The organism is Winslowiella arboricola (genome assembly GCF_025527015.1).
Classification (GTDB): domain Bacteria; phylum Pseudomonadota; class Gammaproteobacteria; order Enterobacterales; family Enterobacteriaceae; genus Erwinia; species Erwinia arboricola.
This window is the reverse complement of record NZ_JAODIM010000038.1, coordinates 162307-176802: the sequence shown is the minus strand read 5'-3', so window position 1 is coordinate 176802 and position 14496 is coordinate 162307. Positions and strand designations below refer to the sequence as shown.

General features: G+C 53.6%; 14 protein-coding genes, 6 tRNA genes and 1 other RNA gene. 7 read left to right on the top strand and 14 right to left on the bottom strand.

Going from position 1 to position 14496, the window contains the following annotated elements; genetic code table 11:
- The gene (locus N5923_RS06800) at positions 1–216 is read left to right on the top strand and encodes a DUF3820 family protein (protein WP_267140831.1); all 216 of its coding nucleotides are present in this window, start codon (positions 1–3) and stop codon (positions 214–216) included.
- Positions 217–253: 37 nt separating this feature from the next.
- Here N5923_RS06800 and N5923_RS06795 read toward each other — a convergent pair whose 3' ends face one another.
- Positions 254–1276 carry a bile acid:sodium symporter family protein gene (locus N5923_RS06795; RefSeq protein WP_267140832.1) on the bottom strand — a complete coding sequence of 341 codons (1023 nt, stop codon included), beginning with the start codon at positions 1274–1276 and terminating at the stop codon, positions 254–256.
- A 94-nt stretch (positions 1277–1370) separates the two neighbouring features.
- On the opposite strand from N5923_RS06795, the gene N5923_RS06790 reads away from it, so the two are divergent.
- Positions 1371–2291, top strand: a complete 921-nt coding sequence (locus tag N5923_RS06790; RefSeq protein WP_267140833.1) for a LysR family transcriptional regulator — start codon at positions 1371–1373, stop codon at positions 2289–2291.
- Here N5923_RS06790 and N5923_RS06785 read toward each other — a convergent pair.
- The 7 genes from N5923_RS06785 to N5923_RS06755 all read right to left on the bottom strand — a co-directional run bounded on the left by N5923_RS06785 (position 2288) and on the right by N5923_RS06755 (position 5166).
- The gene (locus N5923_RS06785) at positions 2288–2650 is read right to left on the bottom strand and encodes a FlxA-like family protein (RefSeq protein WP_267140834.1); all 363 of its coding nucleotides are present in this window, start codon (positions 2648–2650) and stop codon (positions 2288–2290) included. The two genes, N5923_RS06790 and N5923_RS06785, sit on opposite strands and share 4 nt — an antisense overlap.
- 155 nt (positions 2651–2805) lie before the next feature.
- Entirely contained in the window at positions 2806–4356 is a 1551-nt protein-coding gene (locus N5923_RS06780) for a methyl-accepting chemotaxis protein (protein ID WP_267140835.1), read from the bottom strand.
- A gap of 245 nt (positions 4357–4601) precedes the next feature.
- Positions 4602–4729: non-coding RNA, RtT sRNA (locus N5923_RS06775), on the bottom strand.
- A gap of 45 nt (positions 4730–4774) precedes the next feature.
- Positions 4775–4850, bottom strand: a tRNA-Lys gene (locus N5923_RS06770).
- A 4-nt stretch (positions 4851–4854) separates the two neighbouring features.
- Positions 4855–4930, bottom strand: a tRNA-Val gene (locus N5923_RS06765).
- 44 nt (positions 4931–4974) lie between these two features.
- A tRNA-Val gene (locus N5923_RS06760) sits at positions 4975–5050 on the bottom strand.
- Between the two features lie 40 nt (positions 5051–5090).
- Positions 5091–5166: transfer RNA gene (locus tag N5923_RS06755), tRNA-Val, on the bottom strand.
- Between the two features lie 271 nt (positions 5167–5437).
- Here N5923_RS06755 and gltX point away from each other — a divergent pair.
- On the top strand, positions 5438–6853 hold the full coding sequence (gene gltX / locus N5923_RS06750) for a glutamate--tRNA ligase (RefSeq protein WP_267140836.1): 1416 nt from the start codon (positions 5438–5440) through the stop codon (positions 6851–6853).
- A 50-nt stretch (positions 6854–6903) separates the two neighbouring features.
- Here gltX and N5923_RS06745 read toward each other — a convergent pair whose 3' ends face one another.
- Both N5923_RS06745 and N5923_RS06740 read right to left on the bottom strand, forming a co-directional pair.
- Positions 6904–7257 (bottom strand): YfeC-like transcriptional regulator, encoded by a 354-nt coding sequence (locus tag N5923_RS06745; protein WP_267140837.1) that lies wholly within the window; start codon positions 7255–7257, stop codon positions 6904–6906.
- A gap of 130 nt (positions 7258–7387) precedes the next feature.
- Complete coding sequence (locus N5923_RS06740; RefSeq protein ID WP_267140838.1) at positions 7388–8176, bottom strand: formate/nitrite transporter family protein; 789 nt, start codon at positions 8174–8176, stop codon at positions 7388–7390.
- Between the two features lie 357 nt (positions 8177–8533).
- Between N5923_RS06740 and N5923_RS06735 the strand changes: the two genes are divergently transcribed.
- From N5923_RS06735 to N5923_RS06720, 4 genes are all read left to right on the top strand, one after another.
- Positions 8534–8609, top strand: a tRNA-Ala gene (locus N5923_RS06735).
- Between the two features lie 45 nt (positions 8610–8654).
- A tRNA-Ala gene (locus tag N5923_RS06730) sits at positions 8655–8730 on the top strand.
- Between the two features lie 228 nt (positions 8731–8958).
- Positions 8959–9132, top strand: a complete 174-nt coding sequence (locus tag N5923_RS06725) for a hypothetical protein (protein ID WP_267140839.1) — start codon at positions 8959–8961, stop codon at positions 9130–9132.
- Positions 9133–9247: 115 nt separating this feature from the next.
- Positions 9248–9943, top strand: coding sequence for a hypothetical protein (locus tag N5923_RS06720; RefSeq protein WP_267140840.1), 696 nt, complete (start codon positions 9248–9250; stop codon positions 9941–9943).
- A 221-nt stretch (positions 9944–10164) separates the two neighbouring features.
- Here the strand turns inward: N5923_RS06720 and N5923_RS06715 are convergent, their stop codons facing one another.
- The 4 genes from N5923_RS06715 to N5923_RS06700 are packed head-to-tail and all read right to left on the bottom strand — an operon-like array spanning position 10165 to position 14441.
- A complete protein-coding gene (locus N5923_RS06715; protein WP_267140841.1) occupies positions 10165–11793 on the bottom strand; it encodes a rhodanese homology domain-containing protein in 1629 nt (542 codons plus the stop codon).
- Complete coding sequence (locus N5923_RS06710) at positions 11786–12376, bottom strand: cysteine dioxygenase family protein (protein WP_267140842.1); 591 nt, start codon at positions 12374–12376, stop codon at positions 11786–11788. The genes N5923_RS06715 and N5923_RS06710 overlap by 8 nt, the downstream gene beginning before the upstream one ends.
- A complete protein-coding gene (locus N5923_RS06705; protein WP_267140843.1) occupies positions 12373–13356 on the bottom strand; it encodes an ABC transporter substrate-binding protein in 984 nt (327 codons plus the stop codon). The genes N5923_RS06710 and N5923_RS06705 overlap by 4 nt, the downstream gene beginning before the upstream one ends.
- Positions 13356–14441: an LLM class flavin-dependent oxidoreductase gene (locus tag N5923_RS06700; RefSeq protein WP_267140844.1), complete on the bottom strand. Its 1086-nt coding sequence runs from the start codon at positions 14439–14441 to the stop codon at positions 13356–13358. The genes N5923_RS06705 and N5923_RS06700 overlap by 1 nt, the downstream gene beginning before the upstream one ends.
- Positions 14442–14496: the final 55 nt, after the last annotated feature.

Sequence of the window (14496 nt, the reverse complement as noted above, 5' to 3'; positions counted from 1 at the left end):
ATGGAAAAAGAGAACCTGATTGAGATTGCCAACACCGTTATGCCGTTTGGCAAATATAAGGGGCGGGTGCTTATCGATTTGCCGGAACCTTATCTGCTGTGGTTTGCCCGTAAGGATGAATTCCCTGCCGGCCACCTTGGCGAGCTGATGCAGCTGACGCTGGCGATTAAAATCGAGGGACTTGAAGGACTGGTTAAGCCATTAAGGCGCAACTGAAAAAAACGGCTCGTTTTCACGAGCCGTTTTTTTTGCCTTACTTCTGCGATTCAACCACCGTTTTACCGCTGCTGGCCGCCAGCTTTTGCGCCGCTTCCGCTTCGCCTTTTTTCTTGTAACGCTGGGCAATCATCGAACAGACCATTAGCTGCACCTGATGGAATATCATCAGCGGCAGTACGATAATCCCCACGGCAGAGGCCGGGAACAGAATATTAGCCATCGGCACGCCGTTCGCCAGGCTCTTCTTCGAGCCGCAAAACAGAATGGTAATCTCATCGGCGCGATTAAAGCCAAACAGGCGCGCCGCCAGCAGGTTAATCGCCAGAATCACAAACAGCAGCCCCAAGCTGACAGCGAGGATAAACAGCAGGGTGGTCACGCCGACGCGGTTCCAGATGCCATTAACCACGGCTTCACTGAACGCGGAATAGACCACCAGCAGAATTGATGTCTGGTCGGTCTTGCCGATTAAACCGCGATGTCTCTCCACCCAACCGGCAATCCAGCGGCGTGACAGATGGCCGACCACAAAAGGCAGTAGCAGTTGCAGCATAATGCTGCCGATTTGCTCCAGGCCGTTGGTGGCGCTGTCACTGTGCACATTCATCACCAGACCAACCAGCAGCGGGGAGATAAACACGCCAAGCAGGCTGGAAGCCGAAGCGCTACAGATGGCGGCTGCGACATTACCACCCGCCAGCGAGGTCAGGGCGATAGCCGACTGCACCGTGGCGGGCAGAATGCACAGATACATAAAGCCGGTATAGATATCTTCGCCGATATCGACGGGATGCCACCAGGCGAACAGCAGGCCGACAATCGGGAACAGCACAAAGGTACTGAACATCACCCACAGATGGAGCCGCCAGTGGCTGCTACCGGCGATAATTTTCTCGCGCGACAGTTTGGCGCCATGCATAAAGAACAGCAGCGCAATCGCCGCCGTGGTGAGCCAGTGGAAAAACACCACGAAATCACCGCGCGCTGGCAGGAAGCTGGCCAGCAGGACGGTGATAATCAGTTTTACCATCAGTGGATCGATTCTGAAAATGCCCATTGTTAATGCCTGGTTAAATAAATATCTGGCTATTGTGCGCCGGGTAGGTTTAGAAATAAAATTGATTTATTGAATTCATATATGAATAAAATCGATGAATTACACTATTCGCCAGCTTCGCGTGTTTGTCGCGGTTGCTCAGCACGGCAGTTTCAGTCAGGCCGGGCAGAGTATCGGTCTGAGCCAGTCAGCGGTCAGTCACAGCATCAAAGAGCTGGAGGCGGAGATGGGGATTCGCCTGCTGGACCGCACTACCCGCGAAGTGATGCTCACCGAAGCCGGCCAGCAGCTGGCCTCGCGGGTTGAACGGCTGCTGGAGGAGCTGAACACCACCCTGCTGGAAGTGCGCAGTTATGGACAGCAGCGCAGCGGAACGGTACGTGTCGCCGCCAGCCAGACCATCTCCGCGCATCTGATGCCGCAATGTCTTGCCGCCAGCCAGCAGGCTTATCCCGATATTAAAGTGATGCTGCGCGACCGTCCGCAACAGTGGGTATTGCAGAGCGTACGTAATGCGGAGGTGGATTTTGGCATTGTTATCGGCCCGCTACAGTCACGCGATTTTCAGTGTGAACCGATTCTTGATGAGCCTTTTCTGCTGTTGTGTCGCCGTGATGATGTGCTGGCCAGTGCGGCCGGGATCAACTGGGGCATGCTGAATGGACGGACCATGGTGTTGCAGGATTATGCTTCGGGCAGCCGTCTGTTAATTGACGAAGCGCTGCGGGGTCAGCAGGTAGAGGCGGAAATCGTACAGGAAATTGGACATCCGGCGACACTGTTCCCGATGGTGGAAGCCGGAATTGGCATCAGTATTTTACCGGCGCTGGCGTTGCCGCTGCCGGAAGGCAGGCCGCTGATGGTCCGGCGTATTCTGCCGGAAATAAATCGCACCCTGATGCTGATACGACGTAAAAATCGCTCGTTATCACCTGCGGCAGAGGCGATCTGGCAGGAAGTGCGTCAGCAGGCAGCCCTGCTGACGCGTCAGAGAGAAAATTCACCGGCGTTCTAGACGTAGACGTTCAGTGAGTTGCTCTCGGTGGGACGGTTAATGCCATCCGCTTTTGGTGCTTCTGGCGCTTTAGTGGATTCAGTACTCGCCTGCGCTTTCTCTGCCTGCTTCTGCTGCAGCTGAGCAAGCTGTGCCTGCAACAGGGCAATTTGCGCTTCCAGCAACTGCTGTTGTTCCGCTTTTTGCTCGGTGGTGAGATCTGAAGAGGTCGCCAGATCTTTCACTTTTTGCGTAACGCTCTGGATCTGTTTGGTCAGCGCGGCGATTTGCGATGAAACGGTGCTATCGCCACTGGAGCTACTGCCGGCGCTGCTCTGACCGATACCTGTGGTGGTGCTTATTGAGATGGTTGATGACATATTTTCCTCCGTTACAGTTCATCATTACGAGTATCGGAAGGGGAAGGGCAAAGCTTGAGCGCTGAAAGTGTTAATGTTTTGCAAGGAAGGCGTAAAGATAGAAGCTATTCATCATTGGAGGGGAGCCGTTGTCGGCTCCCGTTCGCGCCCGGTTATCAGGCGGTTTTAAATACCCGAATAGCCTGAGAAAGCTGCTCGGCCTGTTCCTGCATCGACTGCGCTGCCGCCGCAGACTGGTTGACTAACGCCGCGTTCTGCTGCGTCACCTGATCCATCTGGGTGATAGCCATATTGATTTCATCAATACCGGTGCTCTGCTCGGAGCTGGCGATTGAAATCTCGCCCATAATTGCCGTGACGCTTTTCACGCTGGCGAGGACTTCTTCCATTGTCGCACCGGCTTTAGCAACCTGCTTACCGCCTTCATCGACCTTGGCAACCGAATCTTCGATTAACTGCGCAATCTCTTTCGCAGCAGAAGCAGAGCGCTGCGCCAGGCTACGCACTTCTGAGGCCACCACGGCAAAACCGCGTCCCTGTTCACCAGCGCGCGCTGCTTCCACCGCCGCGTTCAGCGCCAGGATATTGGTCTGGAAGGCAATGCCATCAATCACGCTGATGATATCGACGATTTTCTTCGAAGAGCCATTAATCATATCCATGGTGCTGACCACCTGCTTCACCGCATCGCCGCTTTGCACCGCGACTTTGGATGCCTGCGCCGCCAGCTGGTTGGCCTGACGGGCGTTATCGGCGTTCTGTTTCACGGTAGCGGTCATCTGCTCCATGGCGGAAGCCGTCTCTTCCAGAGAGCTTGCCTGCTGCTCGGTACGGGAAGAGAGGTCCATATTACCCGCTGAAATTTCGCCGGAGGCGTTGGCAATCAAATCGGTGCCGGAGCGAACTTCGGTGACAATCTGCAGCAGGTTGTCATTCATATTTTTCAGCGCCTGCATCAGCTGACCGGTTTCATCCGCAGAGGTAACGCGAATAGTGGTGCGCAGATCGCCAGCCGCCACGTTTTCGGCGATGCTGACTGCTTCGCGCAGTGGACGCACAATGGAACGTGTCAGGAAGAAGCCCAGCAGCACCGCCGCGATAATCGCCAGCGCCGAGAACACTAAGGTGATGTTGATGGCGGTGGAGGCGTCAGCGACTGCCTGGGTGCCTTCTGACTGCAACTGCGCGGATTGTGAGTCAGCAAACTTCACTACGATATCGAGAAAAGCATTCTGCACCGGGGTGATCTGTTTCAATGCATATTGTGCCGCAACATCCGGATTACCCGCCTGGATCAGGCTCAGCAATTCCGCCTTACCCTTTTCAAAGGCCTGCTCGGCATCTTTTACCCCCTGGATTTTTTTCTGACCAATCTCGGTGGTTTGCAGTTTTGAAATCTTTTCGATGGCGTCATTGGTCTGTTTGGTTGCGGCATCAAGCTGAGCGACACGGTTGACATTGTTTTCCGGTCTGGTGGTATCGATTACCATGCCACGTAAAAATTTGATCTGGTCGTTGACGCCGTCGCGCACATCAAATGCGAGGCGGACCTTGATGTAACGGTCATTCACAATGCTGTCAATCGCACTGTTGATATTGCCTGTCTTCACTACTGCTGTGCCACTGACGATAATCAGCAGCAGTATCACTAAGCCGAATGCCGCACCAAGGCGCACGCCGACCTTCATATTCTTCACAGATGCCATTACATGTTTCCCTCTGAATTTTATGCAGCACCGCGGATCGGCAGAAAACCGTTGATACGCGATAATTCGCTGTTTTTATAAATAAAATGCTAAACGGGTGTCGGGAGCATAAATTACGCCCATCGAGGCTGTTTACATCGGCAGGCGTGGGGAAAACTTGATGTGAATTTGTGATGAATATCGCATTCAGGCAGGGCTGCCGTCAGAAACAAAAAAAGCACCCGGAGGGTGCTTTTTTCTTAATTTGGTGGGTCGTGCAGGATAACTCGGCCAGGGGCCTCGCCCTGCGGGCCGTTGCCGGAGGCAACGTTGTCTCGCATGCGCTCGACCCGAACCTGCAGCAGGTTCGACCCCCGCACGAATAAGTTGCTGAGCACGGAAACAAAAAAAGCACCCGTAGGGTGCTTTTTTCTTAATTTGGTGGGTCGTGCAGGATTCGAACCTGCGACCAATTGATTAAAAGTCAACTGCTCTACCAACTGAGCTAACGACCCGAAATGGTGGGTGATGACGGGCTCGAACCGCCGACCCCCTCCGTGTAAAGGAGATGCTCTACCAACTGAGCTAATCACCCATTTCGTTACTGCTTTAGCAAGACACTTTCGTGCTGTTGAGTCATGGTGGGCGATGACGGGCTCGAACCGCCGACCCCCTCCGTGTAAAGGAGATGCTCTACCAACTGAGCTAATCGCCCATGTCTCAACTTTCCTGCTCCACTGCGGCCATCTTAGAGATGGTGGGTGATGACGGGCTCGAACCGCCGACCCCCTCCGTGTAAAGGAGATGCTCTACCAACTGAGCTAATCACCCCCGCTGTGTGGAGTCGCATTATAGGGATCCGGCGAAATGAGTCAACGCTTTTTAAAACGAAAATGATTGTTCGGCTTAAATTTAGTCAGGATGTCGCCGTTTTAAGCAAAACCTCTGTTTTCTTGCGCGATATTCCGCCATATCCATTCTGCAGGCAGGGGAAGGCCGTTGAGGAATCGCTGTCAGATGATAGAATGCAGGCAATTAATAAAGCGCCAAATAAGTCTCTTTTGTAATTTGTCAGCGCATCTGCGTAATAAGGCACCGTTTAATGAAAATCAAAACCCGTTTTGCCCCCAGCCCAACCGGCTATCTGCATGTTGGTGGCGCGCGTACCGCGCTCTATTCCTGGCTGTTTGCCCGTCATCAGGGCGGTGAGTTCGTTCTGCGTATTGAAGATACCGATCTGGAACGTTCCACACAGCAGGCTATCGACGCGATTATGGACGGTATGAACTGGTTGAGCCTCGACTGGGATGAGGGTCCGTACTATCAGACCAAACGCTTCGATCGCTATAACGCGGTTATCGATGAGATGCTGGAAGCGGGCACTGCCTATAAATGTTACTGCTCGAAAGAGCGTCTGGAAGCATTACGTGAAAACCAGATGGCCAATAACGAGAAGCCGCGCTATGACGGTCGCTGCCGTGACAGCCATGAGCATCATGCTGCAGATGAACCTTGCGTGGTGCGTTTCCGTAACCCACAGGAAGGATCGGTGATTTTCGATGATCAGATTCGTGGCCCGATTGAGTTCAGCAACCAGGAACTGGACGATCTGATTATCCGTCGTACCGATGGCGCGCCGACTTATAACTTCTGCGTAGTCATCGATGACTGGGATATGGAGATCACTCATGTGATCCGTGGTGAAGACCATATCAACAACACTCCACGCCAGATCAACATCCTGAAAGCGATTGGCGCGCAGGTGCCGGTTTATGCGCACGTTTCCATGATCCTTGGCGACGACGGTAAAAAACTTTCTAAACGCCACGGTGCAGTGGGTGTGATGCAGTATCGCGATGATGGCTATCTGCCGGAAGCATTGCTGAACTATCTGGTGCGTCTGGGCTGGTCCCATGGCGATCAGGAGATTTTCACCATTGATGAGATGAAGCAGCTGTTTGATCTCAACGCGGTAAGTAAATCAGCCAGCGCCTTTAATACCGAAAAATTGCAGTGGCTGAACCATCACTACATCAATTCGCTGGCACCAGAATATGTCGCTACCCATCTGCAGTGGCACATCGAGCAGGAAAATATCGATACCCGCACCGGCCCGGAGCTGGCGCAACTTGTGACGCTGCTGGGTGAGCGTTGTAAGACGCTGAAAGAGATGGCCGCGTCGTGCCGCTATTTCTATGAAGACTTTGAGCAGTTTGATGCTGATGCGGCGAAAAAGCATCTGCGTCCGGTAGCGCGTCAGCCGCTGGAAGCGGTACGTGACAAACTGGCGGCTATCAGCGAATGGACGGCTGAAAATGTGCATCATGCGATTCAGGCAACAGCTGATGAACTGGAAGTCGGTATGGGCAAGGTTGGTATGCCGTTACGTGTTGCTGTAACCGGCGCCGGTCAGTCACCGGGTCTGGACGTAACCGTGCAGGCGATCGGTAAGTCACGTTCTGTGGCGCGGATTGAAAAAGCACTGGCGTTTATCGCGGAGCGCGAAGCTCAGGCTTAATCACGCTATTAACAAAAAACCGGAAACAGCAATGCTGCTTCCGGTTTTTTTTACCCTTCGCTAATCCCCAGACGCTGCAAAATGCCCTGAATACCTTCGCGTACCAGTAATGCTGACAATCTCGCCTGCTCTTCTGGCGTCATCTGTTGCAAAGAGGTGATTAATAAGCCCGGCAATGGATTCTGATTGACCACGTAGGATGCCGAAGGCTCTGCGGCATGACGCGTGGATTTCAGAAACTCTTTTACTCGCTCATCAATATGAATCATCCGCGCTTTGCCACCCTGAACTCCGGGTTTTGGCGCAGTGGTCCAGCTTTCTCGTTTAATCCATTTGTTGATGGTTTGACGGCTGTATCCCGTCACCTTAGCCAGCTCTTCAGGTGTTAACCAGTCCTTTTTCACGTTTCAGTCCCTGTAACGAATGTATCAGTCGAACATCTTACAATAATTCGGTAAAGGAATAACTAACGGATAAAAAAATGAGATCTGGCTCAAGAAATTGCCCTTTACCCGGCGGTAAAGGGCAGGGGAATTAACGGGATGCTTTAACGCTTTCAGCCACAGGACGGTAAGCGAGGAAGTAGGCCAGACCGACAAATACGGCGCCACCCACGGCATTACCGAGGAATACGGCGACAAAGTTCGGCAGATATTCGGCCCAGCTCAGGTAGCCGGCAAAAATCGCCGCCGGGATGATAAACATATTCGCCACCACGTGCTGGAAGCCAATCGCCACAAACGCCATCACCGGGAACCACATGCCGAAAATTTTGCCAACCATATCTTTACTGGCGAAAGCCAGCCAGGTCGCCAGACATACCAGCCAGTTACAGCCGATGCCGGAAATAAACGCCTGAGTAAAGTCAGCGTTTACTTTGGCGGTAGCGATGGCGACGGTTTTTTTCAGGAACGCGCCTTCGGTCATTCCCAGCATATGACCAAAGAACCAGGCCACGGCCAGACTGCCGATAAAGTTGGCCACGGTGACCCAGAACCAGTTACGTAGCAGGCTGAAACCGCTGATCTGGCGGGCAAACCAGGCAATGGGCATCGTCATCATATTACCGGTTAACAGTTCGCCACCGGCCAGTACCGTCAGAATGATCCCTACCGGGAACACCGCTGCGCCTAACAGGCCGCCGAATGAACCCCACTCCGCTGGCAGCTGATAGATAACATGGATATCGAGCAGAAAACCGGTGGCGATAAAGGCGCCAGCCAGAAAGCCAAGGATCATTAAGGTAGAGATGGAGGCGTGACTTTTGGCTACGCCTGCCTGGATGGCGATGGCCGCGATTTCTTTAGGTGTATGCAAGGACATAGTAGCTCTGGTGTAGTTGTTTAAAAAATGATTAAGAAAAATAGCCAATATCCGGCGCTGGTATCTGGCAGTGTACGCAGGGCGCAGAACAGGGAGGTATTGGTTAATTAATTAGCGGGCGAAGTTTTGCACGGGGAATTAACAAAAACAAGCGACTTTTTATGCCATTTTTAACCAGAGTATAACATCCACTACCGTGATTGGTTGTAAGCCGGTGGTAAGCGAAGGAAAATTCGCCAATCGGACGCTGGTTGACGCCTTTTTCAGCGATTGACCACAGAATACCAATTTGCCGTTGACACCCTTCTGGCTGTCTCATATTATGCCGTCCGTCGATACGACACTGTTTTTCGGTTTGGGGCTATAGCTCAGCTGGGAGAGCGCTTGCATGGCATGCAAGAGGTCAGCGGTTCGATCCCGCTTAGCTCCACCAAATCTACTCCAGCAGATTTGGAACTGAAAAACGTATCTCTGTAGTGGGGGTATAGCTCAGCTGGGAGAGCGCTTGCATGGCATGCAAGAGGTCAGCGGTTCGATCCCGCTTATCTCCACCAAATCTTCTTTATCTCAAATACCTTTACTTAGAAACTGCCACCGGGTTGTTAGTGGTGATTTCAGAGTCTATTCCCCTGCGGCATCTGGCTGCATCGATCAATTATTACTCTGCTATTTTTCTGTCTGGGGCAGGGCTGAATTTTGCCGCAATACAGTTGACGCATTCGTCAATGACAGATTAAAATTTCGCCAGCCGAAAAAGGAATACAACTTATCAGGAGGTACAAGTGGCAATTACCAGTAGTATGTTTGGTCCTACCGTCTTAGATGGTAAAGATGCCGAACAAATGATTAAACAGATGTGTTCAACGCCAGCAGAATCGAAAGCCCGGGCAAATGCATCTGTAGAACGCGCACGTCAGATGAAAGAAAAACTGGCTAAACTGAGCGTGCAGAGCTAATAAATTCAGACAGGGCTTTATAGCTCGAACCTGAAATGATCTAAAAAACGTTAAAAACAAATTATGCCACGTTAATATCGAATTAAGCATGCCACATGGATGGAGGCAAGCAAGAATGATTCAAAACGGCTCAATAATAATTACTAAAATGCAGGCAGACAGGATGCTCGCATTGCGGCTTGATCGGGCACTGCAAGGAGTTAAAAAGCAGCTTCTGGAGCAAGCGGAAAATTTGGAACAGGGTATAACACGCCTTCTATTTTACTCGTCGTGTTTTACAGATAATTATCAGGACGTATGTGCCCAGCAGAAACAAGAAGATACGCGTTTTCTTGAAGGTTTGGTACAACTGGTTAAACACCGGGATATCATTCATGTAATGGTTGAAATCTATGTCGAGCAGATAATGAATAATCTCGACAGTTCTCGAATATCAAATATTCAACGTTCTATGATGAAAATGGGGAGCAGCATTGCTACTTCATCACTTACCAACCAATCGTTTAGCGGCTTAATCACCGCGGCAATTTGCTACAGCACAGGTATGTCTTTTTCAGTTGATAGCAAACTGAGCGCTATATCGGCAATTGCCGTAACTGCCGCAGGCATGTATGGTCGGGTGCAGTTGGCGGCAAACGCGGCGAACAGGTTAAAGATATTTAACAGCATCTACTATCAGGCTCTGTATAGCCAGGAACTGGAAATGATGTATTTCTTGATCGAGCCTGTGATGAGCAGGAACGACCATTTTAGTATCTTAATGGCATCTGACGACGAGATCGCGTCAGCAATTATGCGGTTAATCAATTGATGAAAAAATTTTTTAAGGGATGGTTGCACAGGCAGCTGAAATACTTTGTGGGCACATTTGTACCCATTCTGCTGATCCTTATTTTTGGCATGTTTGCTGTGACCTGGTGGCCCGCTGTTGCCTGGAGTTCGACAGTTACTTTTGCAGTAGTGGCGTTCGCGGTCACTTTTTGGTTGATATAAACCGGATACTTAATCTCTTCTGCACCCGGCCTGCAATACTCAGGATACCTGTTCAGCACTCGCTTTTTTCGGCTGCGTCAGCACGGAGAAATTATGCGTGCCATCGCGATCCAGCTGCGCAATCAAACCATACTCCCAGTCCAGATAAGCCTGCATCGCTGCCGCTGAGTTATCGGTGCCCTCATAAGGGCGACGGTAACGGTCGGTACGCGCCTGCAACAACTGAGTCTCTCCACTTTCCAGCGGCAACTCCGCTGCACGCCACGCTGCATTGCCGCCATTAAGCACTGAAACCGGTTTGCCGGTAAGCGATTCCAGTTCCGCCACCGCGTAACGTGCCAGCAGGCTGCTGCCACAGGTCACCACATAACGCTGCGCCTGCGGCAGGGCTGCGGCGCCTTGTTCGGTTAACAGCGAGCGTTGAAGCCAGGCAGCGCCGGGAATATGGCCATTAGCGTAGTTAGCGCTGGTGGTAAAGTCGAGCAACTGCGTATCACCCTTTTGCAGCCAGTTGGTGAGGGTCGCAGTGTCGATTTCAGCCAGTGCGGGCAGGGCCGGAACTGCCGGACTCCAGTTACCTGTGGTACTAAAATCAGCCGCGTTCATCCCGTCAAGCACATACACTTCCCAACCCATCTGGGCCAGCCAGGAGGCGCTTATATTGGCGCGCACACCTTCCGTATCAACCAGTACCACCCGTGCGCCGCGCACGCTGGCGTAATGGTCGGTCTCCTGCACCAGCTGACCGCCCGGCACTGAACGGCTGGCGGCAAGATGGCCGGCGGCATATTCTTCCGCGTCACGCACATCGAACAGATAGAGCGTGCGCGTATCTTGTTGCTGCCACTCTGCCAGCTGGGCTTTGCTGGCTCGCGCCACACCTGCGCGATCGGCAACGGTGCGTGCGCTTTTCGCCGCCTGTAACCGGGCGGTTTCGCTGGCATCGCCATAGCGACGGCTCTGACCATGTTCCAGCGCCAGTCCTGCCAGTGTCCAGCCGATAGTGCCGTTACGCAGGGCATAGACCGGATTACGTATACCGGCGTTGACCAGCGACTGCGTGCCAATAATGCTGCGGGTACGGCCAGCGCAGTTAACAATCACCGTGGTTAATGGTGACGGCGCCAGGTCGCGGGCGCGTAATACCAGTTCTGCACCCGGTACGCTGATGCCACCGGGGATGCTCATGGTGTGATACTCATCGAAGCGACGGCTGTCGAGCACCACCACATCATCATTCTGTTGCAGCAGATCATTAACCTCTTCGGCGGAAAGCGATGGGGTATGACTGCGGTTCTCTACCAGCTCGCCAAAGGCTTTGCTCGGTGAGTTAACATCAATAAACAGTTCGCCGCCGCTGTCGCGCCAGCCTGCCAGTCCAGCCTCCAGTAGCGCCACATCCTGATAGCCCAGCGCGGAGAGACGCTGCGCCGCCACTTCCGCCAGCCCCTCGCCATTGTCATATACCGTCACCGGGGTGGTCAGACGCGGTATGCGGTTCAGTATTTCCAGTTCCAGCTTTGACAGGGCGATATTGGCGGCAAACAGGGGATGTCCGGCGGCAAATGCTTCCTCTTCACGTACATCAATCAGCGCCACTTCCTGCTGCTGGCGCAGTGCCTGACGGATCTCACTGCTGCTGCGGGTTGGATAAGAGAAATTAGTCATGTGATTGATCCCAGAAATTAGGCAGATAACGGTTGTTATAACCGGAGATAAACGGTTTTTCGCTGCCGTCGTCACGGTAAACGGCGCGCTGCACGGCACCGATATTGGCGCCATAGACATGAATACTGATCGAGGTGCGATCACTGAACGCATTGCTGACGCGATGAATATCCTGCGTATTGGGCGAAACCGATTCGACGCTGCCCGGCTCCAGGCGTACCGGCGCGCCAAATGGTTGTAAGCCACTGGCATCGCGCTGATAGCTTTGCGAAATCTCCGCGCCGCGCAGCATGCCGATCAAGCCCCAGACGCGGTGATCGTGTACCGGCGTTGACTGTCCGGCGGCCCAGACAAAACTGACCACCGAGAAGCGCTGACGCGCGTCGGCGTGCAGCAGATATTGCTGATAACGCTCGGGGCTGGGCAGGGCAAAAGCGTCATCCAGCCAGTCATCATGCTGGATCAGGTTTTGCAGCAACTGCGCGCCACGCGGCAGGATCAGGCTTTCATCACTGGTCTCATCCAGCAACTGCGCCAGCCCGCCGACAAAATCACGCAGACGGTGTGATTGCAGAGTACTCATGGTGTTGTCGCTCCCTGTTGCTGTTTTGCTACCTGATTCGCCGCGCCAGCAAGGCTGTAATCAAACGCCTGGCTGACGTCGACTGCTTTCGGTAACACCTGATATTTAAAGAAGAAATCAGCAGATTTTTGCAGGGTAACCTCCAGCCGCTGATCAAAATTAATCGGGCGGATCTGCGCATCGGCGATCCATTTCTCGGTGATCGCGGTGGGCATATTCAGGCTTTTACCCAGCGTGGCGGCAAACTGTTGCGGGTGCTGTCGCGCCCAGATTTGCGCTTTTGCCAGGCGCGCCAGCAGATCGCTAATCGCCGCGCGTTTAGCCGGATCGTTAATCGCCTCTTCGCGCGCCAGCGCATAGGAGTAGCCGGACATAATCCCTTTGCCGCCGCCCTGCGGTACGCGCTGACTGCCATCGACCTGCATTGAGGTGGCGATATAGGGTTCCCACGGCGCCCAGGCGTCAACCGCGCCGGAAGCCAGCGCCGCACGGCCATCCACCGGACCGAGGAAGCGCAGCGTGACATCTTTTTGCGTCAGACCGGCGCGTTCCAGCAGACCGAGGATCAGATAGTGGCCCCAGCCACCGCGATTAACCGCAATCTGCTTGCCTTTCAGATCGCTCAGCTGCTGGATCCCGGCGTTGGGACGGGTTAACAGCGCAATACTGTCGGGGTTGTTCTGCCAGGCGCCAACCGCTTTGACCGGTGCCCCCGCGGCATAAACAAACAGAAACGGCAGATCGCCGGTAAAGCCGACATCCAGCGCACCGGCATTCAGCGCTTCCTGCACCGGTGCGCCGGAATCAAATGAGGAGAGTTTTAACTGATAAGGCAGATTATCCAGCTGGCCCGAGGCTTTCAGCGCGACAAAACGGTCGCCTTTAACATCACCGAGACGCAGCGTCACCTTTTCAGCAGCCAGCGCGTTGCTGGCGCTGATACTCAGCAAAATAGCCGCAACTATCGAGCCGATCTTCATCAGGCGCTCCTTGCACTAACGTTGCGGGCGGCTACTTTCTCACGCGTCAGCGGCAGCAGCGCCTTGCCATATTCGATGGCATCGTTCAGCGGATCAAAGCCACGGATCAGGAAATTATCGATACCAAGGTCATAGTAATCCAGCAGGGCGTCGGAAACCTGATCCGGCGTGCCGACCAGCGCCGTCGAGTTATAGCCACCGCTGACCAGTTTGGCGATGCCGGTCCACAGATGCTTATCGAGGCGGTCGCCCAGATTTGCTGCCGCCAGCAGACGCTGCGCGCCGACACTCTGCGGCTTGGGTTTGCCAAAGCGGAAATCGCTGGCTGCCAGCTGCTGGCGCGCGGTTTCACGGATATATTCGGCACGCTCCCAGGCTTCTTTTTCAGTGCTGCCGAGGATTGGGCGGAAGGAGATATTAAATTTAATCGGGCGGTTATGTCTGGCGGCCGCGGCGCGTACGGTTTTTACCGTCTCAGCGGCGCCTGCCAGCGGTTCGCCCCATAACGCAAATACATCGGCGTGACGTGAGGCGACATCAATCGCCTCAGCGGAAGAGCCGCCAAACCAGACCGGCAGATGCGCCTGCTGCGGTTTGATGGCCGAAAACGCCTGTTCCGCCTGATAATACTCACCCTGATGATCGTAAGGGGTGTCGGATTCCAGACTCTGCTTCAGCACGGTAAGAAATTCATCGCTACGCGCATAGCGCTGCGCTTTATCGAGATAATCGCCATCACGGCGCTGTTCGCTATCGCTGCCGCCGCTGATGATATGCACCGCCAGACGACCATCGGTCAGATTATCCAGCGTCGCCAGCTTGCGTGCTGCCAGCGTTGGGGATACAAAACCCGGACGGTGCGCCAGCAAAAACTTCAGGCGCGAAGTATGTGCGGCGGCATGGGCGGTAACCAGAAAACCGTCCGGTTGATCGGACCAGTAGCCCACCAGAATACGATCAAATCCCGCCTGCTCATGGGCACGGGCGAAATCGGCAATATAGTTTTTATCAAACAGCGGGCCGCTGGCCGGAATAATTTCCGATGCCAGACGATGGCCAATCATACCGAGAAACTGGATGCTCATAGGGTGTTCTCCGTGGTAGCAGCCGGAAAAAATCCGGCAGATGACCCACCCTAAA

Coding starts and splice junctions, on each gene's coding strand:
- N5923_RS06795 (WP_267140832.1), bottom strand. CDS start 1,276: ATGGGCATTTTCAGAATCGATCCACTGATGGTAAAACTGATTATCACC.
- N5923_RS06710 (WP_267140842.1), bottom strand. CDS start 12,376: ATGAGTACTCTGCAATCACACCGTCTGCGTGATTTTGTCGGCGGGCTG.
- N5923_RS06790 (WP_267140833.1), top strand. CDS start 1,371: ATGAATTACACTATTCGCCAGCTTCGCGTGTTTGTCGCGGTTGCTCAG.
- gltX (WP_267140836.1), top strand. CDS start 5,438: ATGAAAATCAAAACCCGTTTTGCCCCCAGCCCAACCGGCTATCTGCAT.
- N5923_RS06720 (WP_267140840.1), top strand. CDS start 9,248: ATGATTCAAAACGGCTCAATAATAATTACTAAAATGCAGGCAGACAGG.
- N5923_RS06785 (WP_267140834.1), bottom strand. CDS start 2,650: ATGTCATCAACCATCTCAATAAGCACCACCACAGGTATCGGTCAGAGC.
- N5923_RS06740 (WP_267140838.1), bottom strand. CDS start 8,176: ATGTCCTTGCATACACCTAAAGAAATCGCGGCCATCGCCATCCAGGCA.
- N5923_RS06800 (WP_267140831.1), top strand. CDS start 1: ATGGAAAAAGAGAACCTGATTGAGATTGCCAACACCGTTATGCCGTTT.
- N5923_RS06705 (WP_267140843.1), bottom strand. CDS start 13,356: ATGAAGATCGGCTCGATAGTTGCGGCTATTTTGCTGAGTATCAGCGCC.
- N5923_RS06700 (WP_267140844.1), bottom strand. CDS start 14,441: ATGAGCATCCAGTTTCTCGGTATGATTGGCCATCGTCTGGCATCGGAA.
- N5923_RS06715 (WP_267140841.1), bottom strand. CDS start 11,793: ATGACTAATTTCTCTTATCCAACCCGCAGCAGCAGTGAGATCCGTCAG.
- N5923_RS06780 (WP_267140835.1), bottom strand. CDS start 4,356: ATGGCATCTGTGAAGAATATGAAGGTCGGCGTGCGCCTTGGTGCGGCA.